The sequence below is a fragment of the Pseudonocardia oceani genome, from assembly GCF_019263585.2.
Taxonomy (GTDB): domain Bacteria; phylum Actinomycetota; class Actinomycetes; order Mycobacteriales; family Pseudonocardiaceae; genus Pseudonocardia; species Pseudonocardia oceani.
The window spans coordinates 6,600,088-6,616,140 of sequence record NZ_JADQDF010000001.1 but is presented as its reverse complement, the minus strand read 5'-3'; the positions used below and the strand labels follow the sequence as shown (position 1 = coordinate 6,616,140).

At 74.7% G+C, this 16,053-nt stretch carries 12 protein-coding genes; 6 read left to right on the top strand and 6 right to left on the bottom strand.

Annotated features, from left to right (window positions below):
* Window positions 1-155: 155 nt before the first annotated feature.
* Complete coding sequence (locus tag I4I82_RS33070; RefSeq protein ID WP_218596387.1) at window positions 156-1,895, bottom strand: HNH endonuclease signature motif containing protein; 1,740 nt, start codon at window positions 1,893-1,895, stop codon at window positions 156-158.
* Between the two features lie 202 nt (window positions 1,896-2,097).
* Here I4I82_RS33070 and I4I82_RS33065 point away from each other — a divergent pair, with 202 nt between their 5' ends.
* Together I4I82_RS33065 and I4I82_RS33060 are read left to right on the top strand one after the other, a co-directional pair.
* Entirely contained in the window at window positions 2,098-4,416 is a 2,319-nt protein-coding gene (locus tag I4I82_RS33065) for a glycerol-3-phosphate 1-O-acyltransferase (protein ID WP_218593088.1), read from the top strand.
* The gene (locus I4I82_RS33060) at window positions 4,403-7,228 is read left to right on the top strand and encodes an HAD-IB family hydrolase (protein ID WP_218593087.1); all 2,826 of its coding nucleotides are present in this window, start codon (window positions 4,403-4,405) and stop codon (window positions 7,226-7,228) included. The genes I4I82_RS33065 and I4I82_RS33060 overlap by 14 nt, the downstream gene beginning before the upstream one ends.
* Window positions 7,229-7,252: 24 nt before the next feature.
* Here the strand turns inward: I4I82_RS33060 and I4I82_RS33055 are convergent, their stop codons facing one another.
* Both I4I82_RS33055 and I4I82_RS33050 read right to left on the bottom strand, forming a co-directional pair.
* A complete protein-coding gene (locus I4I82_RS33055; RefSeq protein ID WP_218593086.1) occupies window positions 7,253-8,050 on the bottom strand; it encodes a siderophore-interacting protein in 798 nt (265 codons plus the stop codon).
* Between the two features lie 124 nt (window positions 8,051-8,174).
* Window positions 8,175-9,008 (bottom strand): (2Fe-2S)-binding protein, encoded by an 834-nt coding sequence (locus I4I82_RS33050; RefSeq protein WP_218593085.1) that lies wholly within the window; start codon window positions 9,006-9,008, stop codon window positions 8,175-8,177.
* A gap of 36 nt (window positions 9,009-9,044) precedes the next feature.
* Between I4I82_RS33050 and I4I82_RS33045 the strand changes: the two genes are divergently transcribed.
* A complete protein-coding gene (locus I4I82_RS33045; RefSeq protein ID WP_218593084.1) occupies window positions 9,045-10,208 on the top strand; it encodes a CaiB/BaiF CoA transferase family protein in 1,164 nt (387 codons plus the stop codon).
* A 16-nt stretch (window positions 10,209-10,224) separates the two neighbouring features.
* Here the strand turns inward: I4I82_RS33045 and I4I82_RS33040 are convergent, their stop codons facing one another.
* The gene (locus I4I82_RS33040; protein ID WP_218593083.1) at window positions 10,225-10,401 is read right to left on the bottom strand and encodes a metallophosphoesterase family protein; all 177 of its coding nucleotides are present in this window, start codon (window positions 10,399-10,401) and stop codon (window positions 10,225-10,227) included.
* Between the two features lie 447 nt (window positions 10,402-10,848).
* Between I4I82_RS33040 and I4I82_RS33035 the strand changes: the two genes are divergently transcribed.
* The 3 genes from I4I82_RS33035 to glgX all read left to right on the top strand — a co-directional run bounded on the left by I4I82_RS33035 (window position 10,849) and on the right by glgX (window position 14,112).
* Window positions 10,849-11,592, top strand: a complete 744-nt coding sequence (locus tag I4I82_RS33035) for a DUF4333 domain-containing protein (RefSeq protein WP_218596386.1) — start codon at window positions 10,849-10,851, stop codon at window positions 11,590-11,592.
* Between the two features lie 62 nt (window positions 11,593-11,654).
* Window positions 11,655-11,966 carry a Rieske (2Fe-2S) protein gene (locus I4I82_RS33030; RefSeq protein ID WP_218594233.1) on the top strand — a complete coding sequence of 104 codons (312 nt, stop codon included), beginning with the start codon at window positions 11,655-11,657 and terminating at the stop codon, window positions 11,964-11,966.
* 37 nt (window positions 11,967-12,003) lie between these two features.
* On the top strand, window positions 12,004-14,112 hold the full coding sequence (gene glgX, locus I4I82_RS33025; protein ID WP_218594234.1) for a glycogen debranching protein GlgX: 2,109 nt from the start codon (window positions 12,004-12,006) through the stop codon (window positions 14,110-14,112).
* A 13-nt stretch (window positions 14,113-14,125) separates the two neighbouring features.
* On the opposite strand, the gene I4I82_RS33020 is transcribed toward glgX, so the two are convergent.
* Together I4I82_RS33020 and I4I82_RS33015 are read right to left on the bottom strand one after the other, a co-directional pair.
* The gene (locus tag I4I82_RS33020; protein ID WP_218594235.1) at window positions 14,126-15,553 is read right to left on the bottom strand and encodes an SDR family NAD(P)-dependent oxidoreductase; all 1,428 of its coding nucleotides are present in this window, start codon (window positions 15,551-15,553) and stop codon (window positions 14,126-14,128) included.
* Window positions 15,554-15,564: 11 nt separating this feature from the next.
* Complete coding sequence (locus I4I82_RS33015; RefSeq protein WP_218596385.1) at window positions 15,565-15,969, bottom strand: DUF6319 family protein; 405 nt, start codon at window positions 15,967-15,969, stop codon at window positions 15,565-15,567.
* Window positions 15,970-16,053: the final 84 nt, after the last annotated feature.

The following is a 16,053-nucleotide window of genomic DNA, read 5'->3' as shown; positions in this document are numbered from 1 at the left end:
CCCTACCCGGCGGATCACCCGATCGCGCCTCCCGATCGGAGCCCCATCATCGCTCGCGGACCCCGCCCGGCCTGCTGGGTGGCCGTCGTCGGGCGGCGCCGGCGGCGGCGTTCCGGTGTTCCGCGGAACGCTGCCCGACCGTCGTCCGCCGCACCTCACGCCACGTCCCGGCCGGGCCCGCGCCGGTCGGGCTCCCGCTGGTCGGGCCCCTGCTGGTCGTTCCCGCGCCGGACGTTTCCGACCCGGCCGCTCGTGCCCAGGTCACCATCGCCACTGCGATCACCTTCCTCGTCGTCGTCCGGCTCGTCGTACCCGTTTCCGGTTCCGGCTCCGCCGTCGGGCAGCAGGAGCCGCAGCACGGCGTCGCGGTCGAGCCGCTCGCCTCCCCATGACGGCGTGAGGCCACGCGGGTCGATCCTCAGTTCGGCGCGGGTCTGCATCTCGATGAGCCTCTCGACGTTGCCCGCCAGCGGATCACCCGTGGCGGGGACGGGGGTGCCGTCGGGGCGCAGCGACTCCCAGCCGTCGCCCGTCCAGCGGATGCCGAAACCGCGCTCATGGACCAGCGTGTGGTGGAACCCGCAGAGCAGGACGAGGTTGTCGAGGTCGGTGCGGCCCGCGCGCAGCCAGTGCACGACGTGGTGGGCGTGCAGGTGCCGGGCCTGGGTGCAGCCGGCGAAGCGGCAGCGCCCGGCGTCGCGCACGGTCAGCGCGGCGATCTGCGCCGGCGAGGCCAGACGGCGTCGTCGACCCAGGTAGAGGCGGTTGTGCCGGGTGTCGCGCAGCAGGACCTGGGCCCGGGCGTCGCAGGCAAGCCGTTCCGCCGTCGCCGTCGCGATCTCGGGTCCACCGACGATCGACGCGGCGCCATCGGTGACGTCGACCTGCACGACGACATCGGCCTGCCCGCGCCTGACGGTCGAGCGCGAAGCGCCGGGACCGGACTCGTCGTCGGCGTGCGGTGCCGGGGCCGTGACCAGCGAGAGGAGCGCGTCGGCGCGACGGGCGGCGAGCCGATCCACGGCCCTGCCGGGGTACTCCGACTCCGCCCGCTCCCGCCAGCCCGGCGGCGAGGGCGGCACGGGGTGGCGCACCGGCGCCGGCGCAGGGGCGGCTGCCGCGTCGATCGCGGCGATCAGGGCGGCCCCGTCAGCCGGGGCGAGCCGCACGGAGACGACCAGCGACCCGTCGTCGGCCCACCGCCAGCTCAAGGAGCGCCGTGCCGAGAGCCGCGCCGCGTCGGTCTGCTGCCGCCGCGTGGCGCGGACGACGGTCTCCACATGACTGGCGGTACCGGCGAGGGCGAGCGCCAGGAGGGTCCGCTCGGCGTCGGGGGCGGTCGGCGGAGGCGGTCCGGACGGCCGGAGCGCCGGCGACACGGCATCGGTGGCGTCCGGAGGGCCGGCGGCGTCCTCCACCGGCGCGCCGGCCCGGGCGGCGTCCGGTGCGGATCCTGCGAGCGGGGAGCCGGTAGCTGCGGCCGTGCCGGGCGGATCGGGCAGTGGTGCAGGCTCCGGCGGTGGGGCGGGCGGCAGCACCGTGACCCGGGTGATCGCCCGCACCTTCGAGTAGGAGAGCTTCCCCGCCGCGAACGCCTCGGCCACCAGCGGCAACCGGCGCAGGGCGTGGGCGACCCGCACGTGCTCGTGCGCGGTGCGCAGGCTCATCCCGATCCGCCAGCTCAGCCAGTGCGCGCACGACTTGAGGCCGGGCCCGGCCCAGCCCGCCCGGTCGTCGAACTCGGCGAGCAGGGTCAGGAACTGCGACTGCGCCGCGGCCAGGCGCCCGGCGAGGCCGAGCAGCTCCCGCTCCAGCTGGGGCAGCGTCAGGACGGGGTCGACGGGGGTGGGCAGGACGGTCGGGATCACGGGGGCCTCCAGGGTCGTCTCGAACACGTGCCCTGACGATGGCGCCGCCCACCGACACTCCCCGTCGCGCCGATCGCAGTTGTCCACAGGTCCGCGTTCCGCGGAACGCACCGCAGTGATCACCGTTGGGTGACCGCGATCACCGGATGCGACAGGATGGGTGGATCGCCGGGAGCAGGTGGCGATCGCCAGGACAGCGGGTCGGTACGGCAGTACGGGAGGAGCGCGGATGGGTATCGCGACGGAGGCCGGGCCGACGCAGGCAACGGTCGGTGCGACGGAGGGCTCCGGCGTGCCGACGATCCTGCTGGTGGAGGCGACGAGCGAGACCGAGCGGTCGCTCATCGCGCAGTGGGCGCGGGAGAACGGGCTCGAGCCGTCACAGGTTCTGCCGCTGCACGCCCCCGCGCTGACCCGCCCGCTGGCCGAGGCCGACGGCGCCACGGTCGTCACCGCCGCGCGGGTGGCCTGGCTGCCCAAGGAGCGCAACGGCGTGCGCCGCGTCCGCTGGGCCGACCTCGCCTCGTTCACCGACCCCCGCCGTCCGCCCGCCCGGCTGCACGCCCGGATCGCCCGCCGCGAGCCCGACCGGGCGCCCGTCGTCGTCGCCGAGCCCGCGACCGTCTCCGACCTGCGGGCCCGCCACAACGGCGCCGGCTCCGGTGACGGGGACCTGGCCCGGTTCGTCGCCGGTCAGGCCACGCTGGCGCTCGAACGCGCCGAGCGCGCGCTGGTCGGCGACCGCTACAAGGTGCCCAAGCACATCGTCGAGATGATCGAGGACACGACGTCGTTCCGCCACGAGGTCACCGCGCTGGCCGAACGCCTCGAACTGCCCGAGGCCGAGGTGGCGGCGAAGGCGCGCACCGACCTGCAGACGCTGGTCGCGTCGATGAGCCCGATGGCCGTCGACCTCCTCACCGGTGCCCTGCGGCCGCTGCACGCCCGAGCGTGGGACGTGCAGGTCGACACCGCCGGCCTGGAGCGGCTGCGCGAGCTCAACCGCCGCGACGCGCTGGTGTTCCTGCCCAGCCACCGCTCCTACGCCGACCCGCTGCTGCTCGCCGACGTCCTCGCCGAGCACGACTTCCCGCGCAACCACGTCCTGGGTGGGGAGAACCTGCGCTTCTGGCCGGTCGGGCCGGTGGCCAAGCGCGCCGGTGTCGTGTTCATCCGGCGCAGCTTCGGCGACGACGAGATCTACAAGCTCGCGGTTCGGGAGTACTTCGGGTTCCTGCTCTCCAAGCGCTTCAACCTGGAGTGGTACATGGAGGGCGGCCGCTCGCGCACGGGCAAGCTGCGCTCGCCGAAGTTCGGGCTGCTGGCCAACGTCGCGGAGGCCGTCGAGCGCGACCGCGTGTCCGACGTCCACCTCGTCCCGGTCTCGATCACCTACGACCAGCTCCGTGAGGTCGCCGCGATGGCGGCCGAGCAGGCGGGCGCGGCGAAGAAGGGCGAGGGGCTCGCCTGGCTCGCGCGCTACGCGAAGGCCCAGCTCAGCCAGATCGGCACCGCGCAGGTCCGGTTCGCCGAGCCGATCTCGCTGCGCGCCGCCCTCGCGAGCAGCCCGGACCGGCGCCTGGCCCTGCAGAAGGCGGCGTTCGAGGTGGCCGTCGGGATCAACCGTGTCACCCCGATCACGGCGACGGCGCTGGTCACGCTCGCGCTGCTCGGCGTCCGCGACCGCGCGCTGACCCTCGGTCAGGTGCGCCGCGTGCTCGCGCCCGTCCGCGACTACGTCCTCGAGCGCGGCCTGCCGCACGGGGAGGTGCCGCCGGGCGGTGACCGGCACGGAGGTGACCGGCCCGGGGGCGACCGCCTCGACACCGACGCGGGCGTCCGCGGCGTGCTTGCCGCGCTGGCCGCGTCCAACGTGGTGACGACGTACGCGGGCGGGGAGGAGCCGGTCCACGCGATCGAGCGCGGGCAGCACCTCGTCGCCGCGTTCTACCGCAACAGCGCCATCCACCACTTCGTCGACCGCGCCCTGGCCGAGCTCGTGCTGCTCAGCCCGCCCGACGAGCGCTGGGACGAGGCGTTCGCGCTGCGCGACCTGCTCAAGTTCGAGTTCTTCTTCCCCGACCGCGACACCTACCGAGCCCGCCTCACCGCCGAGCTCGAGCGCCTCGACCCGGGCTGGGAGGAGGCCGACGACGGGCGCGCGATCCTGGCCCGCGCGCCGTTCCTCATGGCGCACCGCGTGCTCCGCTCCTTCGTCGACGCCCAGCTCGTCGTGGCCGAACGGCTCGCCGCGCGCGTTCCGCGGAACGCGATCGTGGAGAAGGAGTTCCTCGACGAGTGCGGCGGCGTCGGGCAGCAGATGCTGCTGCAGGGGCGCCTGCACGGGCCGGAGTCGCTCTCGCGCGAGCTGTTCGCGAGCGCCCTGCGCCTGGCCGGCAACCTCGACCTCGTCGATCCCGGCCGGGAGGAGCTGGCTCTGCGGCGCGCGGACCTGGCGAGCAGACTGCGCGCCGTGGTGGGACGCGTGATCACGATCGACGAGCTGGACGCGGCGTCGCGGCGGGAGGTCGTCGGTGTCGCACCCTGACCGCGCGGCCTGGACCGAGGCCGACCTCATCGCCGACGTCGACGACGGGCCGCAGGGCCCGGAGGTCGGCGCGTTCTTCGACTTCGACGGCACCCTGATCGACGGCTTCTCCCTCGGCGCCTTCGCGCGCCACCACGTCCGCTCCGGGCACGTCGTGCCGGTCGACCTGGGCCGGATGCTGCTCATCGGCATGCGCGGGCTCACGACCGAGGAGGACTTCGAGCGGTTCTTCGTCCTCGGCATGCGCGCGTGGGCGGGACGCAGCGAGGACGAGCTCACGGAGCTGGGGGAGCGGCTGTGGCGCCAGGGCGTCGCCGGCTCGCTCTACCCGGAGGCCTGGCGCCTGGTCGCCGCGCACCGCCGCGCCGGGCACACCGTCGTGCTCGCCTCCAGCGCCACCCGCTTCCAGGTGGAGCCGGCGGCGCGGGCGATGGGCGTGGAGCACGTGCTGGTCACGCCGGTGGCGTTCGCCGACGGGCTATGCACCGGACGGCCAGGCGGACCCCCGTTGTGGCGCGCCGGGAAGGCCGCGGCGGTGCGGGAGTTCGCGCCGGGGCACGGCGTCGACCTCGACCGCAGCTACGCCTACTCCAACGGCGACGAGGACGTCCCGTTCCTGCGCACCGTCGGGCGTCCGCGCGCGCTCAACCCCGGCGACGGGCTGGCCCGCGAGGCCGCGGAGCAGGGCTGGCCGGTCGCACGGTTCCGATCGCGCGGACGGGCGGGGCCGCGGGAGGTCGCCCGGGCGCTCGGTGCGGTCGGCGGCACGCTGGGCGGGTTCGGCGCGGGCCTGGCGCTCGGTGCGGTCAACCAGCTCCTGGGGCAGGGCAGCCGCCGCGACGCCGTCGACCTGGGCCTCGGCCTGGCCGGTGACCTCGGCACCGCGCTGGCCGGGGTCTCCCTCGACGTGCACGGCGCCGAGCACCTCGTCTCGCACCGCCCCGCGGTATTCCTGTTCAACCACCAGAGCCAGCTCGACGTCATCGTGCTCGCGAAGCTGCTGCGCGGCGGGTTCACCGCGGTGGCGAAGAAGGAGGCTGCGAGCATCCCCGGGTTCGGCGCGGCGTTCCGGCTGGCCGACGTCGCGTTCGTCGACCGCGGCAACACCACCGCCGCGAAGGCCGCCCTCGAACCGGCCGTCCAGCGCCTGCGCGAGGGGATCTCGCTGGTCATCGCGCCGGAGGGCACGCGCAGCGTCACCCCGGCGCTCGGCCCGTTCAAGAAGGGCGCGTTCCACGTCGCGATGCAGGCCGGCGTGCCGATCGTGCCTGTCGTGATCCACAACGCCGGCGAGCTGATGTGGCGCGGCGCGTCGACGATCCGGGAGGGCACGGTCCAGGTCACCGTCCTGCCGCCGGTCGACACCTCGGACTGGCGGGCCGACGAGCTCGACACCCGCGTCGCCGAGGTCCGTGACGGCTACCTCGCGGCGCTCGACCAGCGGGAGGTCGGCGCCCCGCGCGGCAGCGTCGAGGTCACGACCGGACCGACCGGGCCCGTGCACGAGCCGCTGGAGTGGGGCACGACCGCGGAGATGGACGCCGACGCGGCCGCCGTGTGGCGCACCGGCTCGGCCCGCTCGACGCTCACCCTGCTGGAGCTGCTCGACCCCGCCCCGGACCCCGGGCGGCTCGCCGCCGCGCACGAGTGGGCGTCGCGAATGGTGCCGCGGATGCGCCAGGTCGTCACCGAGCCCGCGCTCGGGGCCGGGGCGCCGGTGTGGGCTGGCGTCGAGGACGTCGACCTGGAGCACCACGTCACCCGGGTGACCCTCGCCGCCCCCGGCTCGCCCCGCCAGCTCCTCGACGCCGTGGCGCAGTTCGCCGCCGCGCCGCTCGACCGCAGCCGCCCGCTCTGGGCGGCGCTGCTGGTGGAGGGCCTGGAGGACGGTTCGGCGGGGTACGCGGTGAAGATCCACCACAGCGTCACCGACGGTGTCGGCGCCGTTCGGCTGATGGGGATGCTGCACAGCCGCACCGCCGAGCACGACCCGGAGCGCCCCGAGCCGCCCGTTCCGCCGGTGCTCGCCGCGCCGTCGGCCGTGGAGGCCCTGGCCCGGCTCGGTGCCGACGTCGTGGCAAGCCCGGTCGGCACCGTCACCGGCCTCGTCCGCTCCGCCGCCCGCGTCCTGGCCCCGCCCGCCGACCTGACGGGCCGGCGCGCGCCGCTCCTGGCCGGTCGCGGCGGGATCCGGCGGGTGGAGGTGCTGGAGGTGCCGCTCGCCGACCTGCGTGCGGGTGCCGCGGCGGCGGGCGGGTCCCCGACCGACGGCTTCCTCGCCGCCGTGCTCGGCGCGCTGCGCGACTACCACCGGTACTGCGGGGTCGACGTCGACGGGGCCGGCATCGACGGGATCGGCGACGACGCCCTGGAGGACGGCGAGGCCACCGTCTCCCTCGGCCTGCCCGTCGGGCTCGGCGCGCAGGACGGTGCGGGCGGAAGACTGGCCGGCGCGGTGGTGCGCGCGCCGCTCAGCGTCGCCGACCCCGCCGACCGCGTCCGCGCCGTGCGCGAGCTGGTGCTCTCGACCGGGCCGTCCGGGCCCCTCGGGGCCGGCGCCGACGTGCAGGTGGCGTCGGTGCCCGGCATCGGGCACCCGGTCTGGTTCGCGGGCTCGCGCATCACGCGGCTCTACCCGCTCGGCCCGCTGGCCGGCTGCGCCGCGACCGTGACGATGGTGGTCCACGACGGCACCGCGTGCATCGGGATCGTGCTCGACGACGCGGCCGTCACGGAGCCGGACGTGTTCGTGGACGGCGTGCGGGCCGGGCTGGCCGAGGTGGTCACCCTGGGTCGGATCACCCAGGAGTGAGGGCGGAGCGGGGAAGGGGCCGGCTCAGACGTCGGCCTCCACCTCGCGGTTCCAGTCGGCCTTGCTCGACTGCCAGCCGTCCTCGGTGAACGTGCGGCGCCAGTACCCCGACACCGACAGGTTCGCCCGGGGCACGGCGCGCTCGCCCAGCAGGTGCTTGCGCAGAGCGCGCGTGGCGACGGCCTCGCCGTGCACGAACCCGCACATCCGCCCGGTCGGGAACTCGAGCTTCTCGACGGCGCGCAGCAGGAGGTCGGGCGCGCCGGGGTCGGCGTCGCGGTGCAGCCAGTTGATCGACAGCGCGCCGGGGGAGGTCAGGTCCATCTCGTCGGCGGGCCCGTCGACCTCGAGGAACACGTGCACCGGCACCCCTTCGGGCACGCGCGCGAGCGACGCCGCGATCGCGGGAACGGCGCTCTCGTCGCCGGCCATGAGGTGCCAGTCGGCCTCGGGGTCGGGACGGAAGGCGCCGCCGGGGCCGCGCAGGGCGAGCAGGTCGCCGGGCTTCGCGGCCTGCGCCCACGGCCCCGCGATGCCGGTGTCACCGTGCACGACGAAGTCGATCGTGAGCTTCCCGTCGTCCCAGGACCGCACGGTGTAGGTGCGCATCACCGGCCACTGCTCGCGCGGCAGCGTCGCCCGGACCTCCGCGGCGTCGAACGGCACCGCGTACGGCGCGCCGGGCGGGGGGAAGGCGAGCTTGACGTAGTGGTCGGTGAACTCGCCCGCGGCGAACCCGTCGAGCCCCTCACCGCCGAGGACCACGCGCACCAGGTGCGGGGTCAGCTGCTGGACCTGCTCGACACGGCCGTACACGGGCATCTCCTCGTCGCCGGAAAGGAAGTAAGGCCGACCTTACTCCTGCTCGGCGCGGCGGCGCGGCGAGCGTTCCGCGGAACGCTCGGCCGACGGTGGAGCGCGTTCCGCGGAACGCGCTCCGGTGCCCCTACGGCAGCTCCGAGTACCGCCGCACCCGCTCCGCGTCGTCGACGCGCGGGCACGTCGAGCAGGCCACGCCCTCGTCGGAGACCTTGAAGTAGTAGCAGCACCCGACCCGGCGCCTGCTGATGTGCTCGCGGTCCTGCACGTCGACGAAGCGGTAGAGCGAGGACGGGTCGGGGAACTCGGCGGTGCCGCCGGGCAGGACGACGGCCGCCTCCGCGATGGACGCGAGGTCCTCGGGGTCGCCGCCGAACCAGACGCCGGTGTCCAGGCCGTCGTAGAACGCGCCCAGCAGCCCGCGCCGGGGGAGCCGGGCGACGCCGTGGTAGCCCGCGAGGAACTCGTCGGCGTGCGCCCGGACCTGCGCACGCAGCACCGCGGCGAGCTCCGCCTCGTCGGCGACGACGGTGGCGGCCGGGTGGTCGGCGTCGGGGTCGCCGGGCAGGCACCAGAAACGGGGGTCGAGCAGCGCGATGCCGTCGGGGTGGTGCTCCTCGGGATGGCAGCGGAACGCCAGCGACCCGCGGTCGACGCGCGGCACCCGGCGGGCCAGCCGGAACAGCGCGCCCCCGATCTGGCCGGGCAGCCCGGCGTAGCCGTCGAGGCAGAACCCGCTGACGGTCATCGGGTGCGTGCGGCCGTAGAGGCGGGTGACCGCCCCGACCATCCGCTCCTCCCACCCGGCCAGGAAAGCGGCGTCGACGTCGGTGCAGCGGACCCAGGCCGGCTCGGTGGCGGCATCCCCGGGCAGTCCCACCCGGATCGTCAGCCACTCGATCGCCGCGTCGAGGCGCTCGGCGGAGGAGTGCAGAGGTCCCGTCGCCAGCGTCCGCGTCATGTTGGTGAGGCTAGCCTCCGCTGTCCCGGAGTGTCGATGAGGAAGACCGGGCGGGAGACTGGCCCCGTGCTCCCCCTCGACGGAATCGTGGTCGTCTCCTGCGAGCAGGCCGTGGCCGCGCCGTTCGCCACCCGCCAGCTCGCCGAGCTCGGCGCCCGCGTCATCAAGATCGAGCGCCCGGGCGAGGGCGACTTCGCGCGCGCCTACGACACCACCGTGCACGGCCAGTCCAGCCATTTCGTGTGGCTCAACCGGTCGAAGGAGTCGATGGCCGTCGACCTCAAGTCCGACGTCGCCACCGTGCACCGCCTGCTCGAGCGCGCCGACGTGTTCGTCCAGAACTTCGCCCCCGGCGCGGCGGAGCGGCTCGGGCTCGGCGCCGACGACCTGCGCGCCCGCCACCCCCGGCTGATCACCTGCTCCATCTCCGGCTACGGCCCGAGCGGGCCCTACCGCGACGCGAAGGCCTACGACCTGCTCATCCAGTCCGAGGCCGGGCTCGTGTCGGTCACCGGCAGCCCCGAGGAGCCCGCGAAGGCCGGGATCCCCGCGGCCGACATCGGCGCCGGCATGTACGCCTTCTCCGGCATCCTCGCCGCACTCTACGACCGCGAGCGCACCGGCACCGGCACGCACGTCGAGATCAGCCTGTTCGACGCGCTGGTCGAGTGGATGGGCTTCCCGCTGCAGTACACCGCGGGCAGCGGGGCAGCGCCGCCGCGCACCGGCACCAGCCACGCCGCCATCGCCCCCTACGGCACGTTCCGCGCGGGCGACGGCGTCGAGGTCGTCCTGGGCATCCAGAACGAGCGCGAGTGGGTCGCCTTCTGCGCGGGCGTCCTCGAGCGCCCGGAGCTCGCGACCGACCCGCGCTTCGACACCGGTGCCGGCCGTGTCGCGCACCGCCCCGCGCTGCACGCCGAGATCGACGCGGTGCTCGGCGGGCTCACCGGGGCCGAGCTCGTCGAGCGGCTCGGGCGCGCCCGGATCGCCTACGGCCGGCGCCGCGAGGTCGCCGAGGTCCTGGAGCACCCGCAGCTCGCCGCGCGCGACCGCTGGGCCGTCGTCGAGACCCCCGGCGGGCCGGTCCGCACCCTGCTCCCACCCATCACCCTGCCCGGACGCCCGCCGAGGCTCGGCCCGGTGCCCGCGGTCGGCGAGCACACCGACGCCGTCCGGGCCTGGCTCGACGCCGAGTAGCCAGGACGCCGAGCGTCTAGCTGTGCCCGGGCAGCACGATCCGCACGTCGGACCCGGCGAGGACGGGCGCGAGCGCCTCCCGCCCGCGCAGCTCGAGGAGCCGCGACACCCGGTTCACCGTCGGCAGCGGCGGGTGGTGCAGGGCGAGCACCGTGCCGTCGGGGGCGGGCTCGGCCAGCTCGGCGGCCGGCACTCCAGCTGGGCCGGGCGCAGCTCGCCGTGCCCGTGGCCGGGCACCGTCGTGTCCAGCACGACGAGCCGCGTGGTCGTCGTGGTCCGTCGACCGCCACCACCGGCACCCCGAGTGGCGCGACGAGCTCCCGCAGGCGGGCGTAGGTCGGGCCGTCGCCGGCGTCGGCGAGGTCGCCGGTGGGCAGCAGCGCCGCCGGGCGCACCCCGGAGACCGTGGCGCGGGCCATTGCCCGCGCGAACGGCGCCGCCGTGTCGACCCGCCCGCGCAGCAGCGACCCCTCGGGCACCAGGTGCAGGTCGGTGATCTGTATCAGCGTGTGCGCCCGCCCATCCTCCCCGCGGAGGGTGGTGCTGGCACGAGTGCGGACGGCCTGCAGACACCGTCGTCGGGAGCCCTCCCGGCGAGAAGGGTTGTGATGAGCGCAGAACAGCCCACGAGGAGAGCGTCATGATCGAGCCCACCGCCGTCGTCCCGACCTACCGGGCCCCGCAGGTCCCCCAGCAGCAGGGGTGGGGGCAGCACGACCCGTACGCCGCTACCCGGCTCGGCCCGGCCCCGGCCGCGCCCGGGTTCCGCGACCCGCTCTGGGAGCAGAGCGGGTGGGGGCAGGGGCAGGGTCAGCCGGGCCGGGGCTGGGAGCAGCCGGCCCCGCCGCCCCGCCGCCGGCGCACCGGCCTGATCATCGGCGTCGTGGTCGGCGTCCTCGTGCTGCTCGGCGCGCTCGCCGCCGCCGCGGTCCTGCTGCTCGCGCCCCGCCAGCTGAGCACCGCCGACGTCCAGAGCGAGATAGTCCGCGTCACGCAGGAGGAGGTGGGCGTCGCCCCGGTCGACGTCCGCTGTCCCGAGTCGATCGAGGTCGCCGCCGGCTCCACGACGACCTGCACCGCGACCCTCGACGGCCAGGCGCTCAGCTACGGCGTCCGCCAGGACGACGACCAGGGCAACCTGACGATCACCCACGACCGCACGCTGCTCGTCGCCGAGCTCGACTCCACCGCCTCCGCGCTGCTCAGCGCCGAGGTCGGCGAGGAGGTCGTCGTGGCCTGCGGCGTCGAGGGGCAGACGGTGCTGGTCAACGCGCCCGGTGCGCCGATGGCGTGCGGCGCGGCCAACGTCGCCGACCCGACCCTGACCGCCGCCGTCACGGTCACCGTCGACGAGGCCGGCACCGTCACCTACGAGGTGCTCTGAGCTCCGGCACCCCGCACGCCCGGCCCCTCCCGCGGAGCGGCCGGGCGTGCGACGCTGCGGTCATGACCGGGCCGCCCGACGTCGCCGTCGTCGAGACGGCCGCCGTGCCCGTCGGCGGGGGAGTGGTCGTGGCGGCCCTGAACGTCGTCGTCACCCAGCCCGTCGAGGGCGAGTTCGCCGCGTTCGACGCCACCTGCACCCACCGCGGCTGCACGGTCCGCTCCGTCGCCGCGGGGACGATCAGCTGCTTCTGCCACGGCAGCCGGTTCCGCATCGCCGACGGGTCGGTCGCGGGCGGCCCGGCCCCGTCGCCGCTGCCCCGCCGGGAGATCATCGTGACCGGCGGCACGGTCCGCCTGGTCAGCGGCCCATGAGCCCTGCGGGGAGCGCGCCGCGGTGGTAGGACGACCTGTGCACATCTGGCCCGGTCGCCCCTATCCCCTCGGCGCCACCTACGACGGTGGCGGTACCAACTTCGCCATCTTCTCCGAGGTGGCCCACCACATCGAGCTGTGCCTGATCGCCGACGACGGGTCCGAGACCCGCCTGTCCCTGCCCGAGCGCGACGGCCTCGTCTGGCACGGCTACCTCCCGCGCTGCGGCCCCGGCCAGCGCTACGGCTACCGGGTGCACGGCCCGCACGAGCCCTCGGCGGGACTGCGCTGCAACCCGGCGAAGCTGCTGCTGGACCCGTACGCCAAGGCCGTCGACGGGGACAACCGCTGGGACGAGGCGCTGTTCGGCTACCGCTTCGGCGAGCCGGACTCCTACAACGACACCGACTCCGCGCCCTACGCCGCCACCTCGGTCGTCGTGAACCCCTACTTCGACTGGGCCGACGACCGCCCGCTGCGCATCCCGTACCACGAGACCGTGATCTACGAGGCCCACGTCAAGGGCATGACGATGCGCCACCCCGACGTCCCCGACGACGTCCGCGGCACCTACGCCGGCCTCGCACACCCGGCGATGATCAAGCACCTGAAGTCGCTCGGCGTGACGGCGCTGGAGCTCATGCCGGTGCACCAGTTCGTCCACGATTCCACGCTCGCGGACAAGGGCCTGCGCAACTACTGGGGCTACAACACCATCGGCTTCTTCGCCCCGCACAACGGCTACGCCTGCTTCGGCACCCGCGGCGAGCAGGTGCAGGAGTTCAAGACGATGGTGCGCGCGCTGCACCGCGCCGGCATCGAAGTCATCCTCGACGTCGTCTACAACCACACCGCGGAGGGCAACCACCTCGGCCCGACGCTGTCGTTCCGCGGCGTCGACAACCGGGCCTACTACCGGCTCGTCGACGGCGACGAGAAGTACTACTACGACACCACCGGCACCGGGAACAGCCTCAACGTCCGCCACCACGAGTCGCTGCGGCTGATCATGGACTCGCTGCGCTACTGGGTCACCGAGATGCACGTCGACGGCTTCCGGTTCGACCTCGCCTCGTCGCTGGCGCGGGAGTTCCACTCCGTCGACCGCCTGTCGGCGTTCTTCGACCTCGTCAACCAGGACCCGGTGGTCAGCCAGGTCAAGCTCATCGCCGAGCCCTGGGATGTCGGCGACGGCGGCTACCAGGTCGGCGGGTTCCCCCCGCTCTGGACGGAGTGGAACGGCAAGTACCGCGACACCGTCCGCGACTTCTGGCGCGGCGAGCCCGCGAGCCTCGGCGAGTTCGCCGCGCGCTTCACCGGCAGCTCCGACCTCTACGAGGCCGACAACCGCCGCCCGATCGCCTCGATCAACTTCGTCACGGCGCACGACGGCTTCACGCTCAACGACCTCGTGTCCTACAACGAGAAGCACAACGAGGCCAACGGCGAGGACAACAACGACGGCGAGAGCCACAACCGCTCCTGGAACTGCGGCGTCGAGGGCCCGACCGAGCAGGCCGAGGTCAACGTCCTGCGCGAGCGGCAGAAGCGCAACTTCCTCGCGACGCTGCTGCTCAGCCAGGGCATCCCGATGATCTCCCACGGCGACGAGCTCTCCCGCACGCAGGACGGCAACAACAACGTCTACTGCCAGGACGGGGAGATCAGCTGGATCGACTGGGAGGACGCCCGCGAGCACGAGGTGCTCACCGAGTTCACGGGCGCGCTGGCACGCCTGCGGGCCGAGCACCCGGTGTTCCGGCGGCGGCGGTTCTTCCAGGGCCGTGCGATCACCGGCTCCAACATCGAGGACATCGCGTGGCTGCGTCCCGACGGGCAGCAGATGTCGGACCAGGACTGGGGGTCGGGCTCGCGCAGCGTCGGGGTCTACCTCAACGGCAAGGGCATTCCCGAGCGCGACGACCTCGGTGAGCAGATCGTCGACGACTCGTTCCTGCTGCTCATCAACGCCCACCACCAGCAGGTGTCGTTCACGCTGCCCGACGAGTCCTACGGACGGGCGTGGCAGGTCGTCATCGACACGGCCGACCCGCTGCTGGTCAACGCCCGCCGCCGCCACCCGGCCCCGGGCGGGCGGGTCCGGATCCCGGCACGGGCGATGCAGGTGCTCCGGTGCCGCTACTGATCGCGTGGACGGCTCACCAGGCCGTGGGCTCGTAGTCCTTGAGGAAGCAGCCGTGCAGGTCCTCGCCCGCCTCGCCCCGGACGATCGGGTCGTAGACGCGGGCGGCGCCGTCGACCAGGTCGAGGGGGGCGTGGAAGCCCTCCTCGGCCAGGCGCAGCTTCGTGGGGTGCGGGCGCTCGTCGGTGATCCAGCCGGTGTCGACGGCGGTCATGAGGATGCCGTCGGTGGTCAGCATCTCCGCGGCGCTGGTGCGCGTCAGCATGTTCAGCGCGGCCTTCGCCATGTTCGTGTGCGGGTGGCCCGGCCCCTTGTACGCGCGGCTGAACTGGCCCTCCATCGCGGAGACGTTGACGACGTACGTGCGGCGCGCGGGCGAGGCGGCCAGCGCCGGGCGCAGGCGGCTGATCAGGATGAACGGCGCCGTCTGGTTGCACAGCTGGACCTCGAGCAGCTCCAGCGGGTCGATCTCGTCGACGTGCTGCGTCCAGCTGTTCACCGACGCCGTGTCGGGGAGCAGGCCGCCCGCGTCGATGGCGGTGCCGGCGGCGATCCGCTCCGGTGACGCCGAACGGGCGGCCAGGGCGAGCCCGGTGACGGCGCCGGCGGTGTGCGGGCTCTGCTCCTGCAGGCTCCCGGCCAGCGCCGCGGGGTGGGCGTCGCTGACGTGGTCGAATGTGACGACCTCCACCGGCGTCGGCGGCAGCGGGGTGCGCTCGGCCTCGACCAGCGCGGAGTAGGAGCCGGGGGAGCGGCGGACGGTCTGGGCCGCGTTGTTCACCAGCACGTCGAGCGGGCCCTGCGCGGCGACCGAGTCGGCGAGCGCGACGACCTGGGCCGGGTCGCGCAGGTCGATCCCGACGACGCGCAGGCGGTGCAGCCAGTCGGCGCTGTCCTCCATCGCGGAGAACCGCCGGACGGCGTCGTGCGGGAAGCGCGTGGTGATCGTGGTGTGCGCGCCGTCGCGCAGCAGCCGCAGCGCGATGTACATGCCGATCTTGGCGCGGCCGCCGGTGAGCAGGGCGCGGCGGCCGGTGAGGTCGGTGCGGGCCTCGCGACGGCCGCGGTTCTGCGCCGCGCAGGGCGGGCAGAGCTGGTGGTAGAAGGCGTCGACGACGTGGTAGCGGCGCTTGCAGGTGTAGCAGGCGCGCGAGCGCAGCAGTGTGCCCGCGGAGGCCCCGGCCGTGGCCGAGACCAGCGGCAGCCCGGCCGTCTCGTCGTCGATGCGGCCCGGGGCGCCGGTGGCCGTGGCCGCGGTGACGGCCCGGTCGGCCGCGGCCACGGCGTCGCGCTTGGCGTGGCGCCGGGCGACCTTCACCGACTTCCAGATCCCCGCCGTCGCCCGTCTGATCCGCACGGCGTCGGGGTGCTCGGGCGGCAGGTCGGTGACGACGTCGAGCACGCGCAGGAACGCCGCGAGGTCGTCGGGCGGGATGGTGGACACGGTCCCGGAGCCTACGGCTCCCGGATCGGCCCCTCGTCGTCCATCTCGGCCAGCGCCTTGCGGGCCTGCTCCAGCTCGGTCTCCAGCGCGGCCACGCGGGCGGCGCGCTGCTCGCGGGCGGCGCCGATCAGGGCGTCGATCGGGCCGGACAGCTCGGCGCTGAGCTCCTGCGCCGCGCGCGACACGGCCGCCGCGCTGACGGGCAGCCCGCGCGTGAGCCAGGACGTGCCCTGCTTGAGGTCGGCCTGCCACTCGCCGTCGACGGTGCCGCTGACGGTGAGCGTCAGCTCGACCATCCGCGTGGTGCGGGCCGTGGACGTGCCCTTCGGGCGGCCGCGGCGGCGCTTCTCGGGCTCGGCCGGGGCCTCGACGGGGGTCGGGGCCGGGGCCTCGGGGGTCGGTTCGGCGGTGCTCATCTCGCGGCGGCTCCCTCTCGTGCGGTGCGGATCCGGGGTGATCGTAGAACAGGCGTTCGATCAGTCCGGCTCCAGGGCGTGACG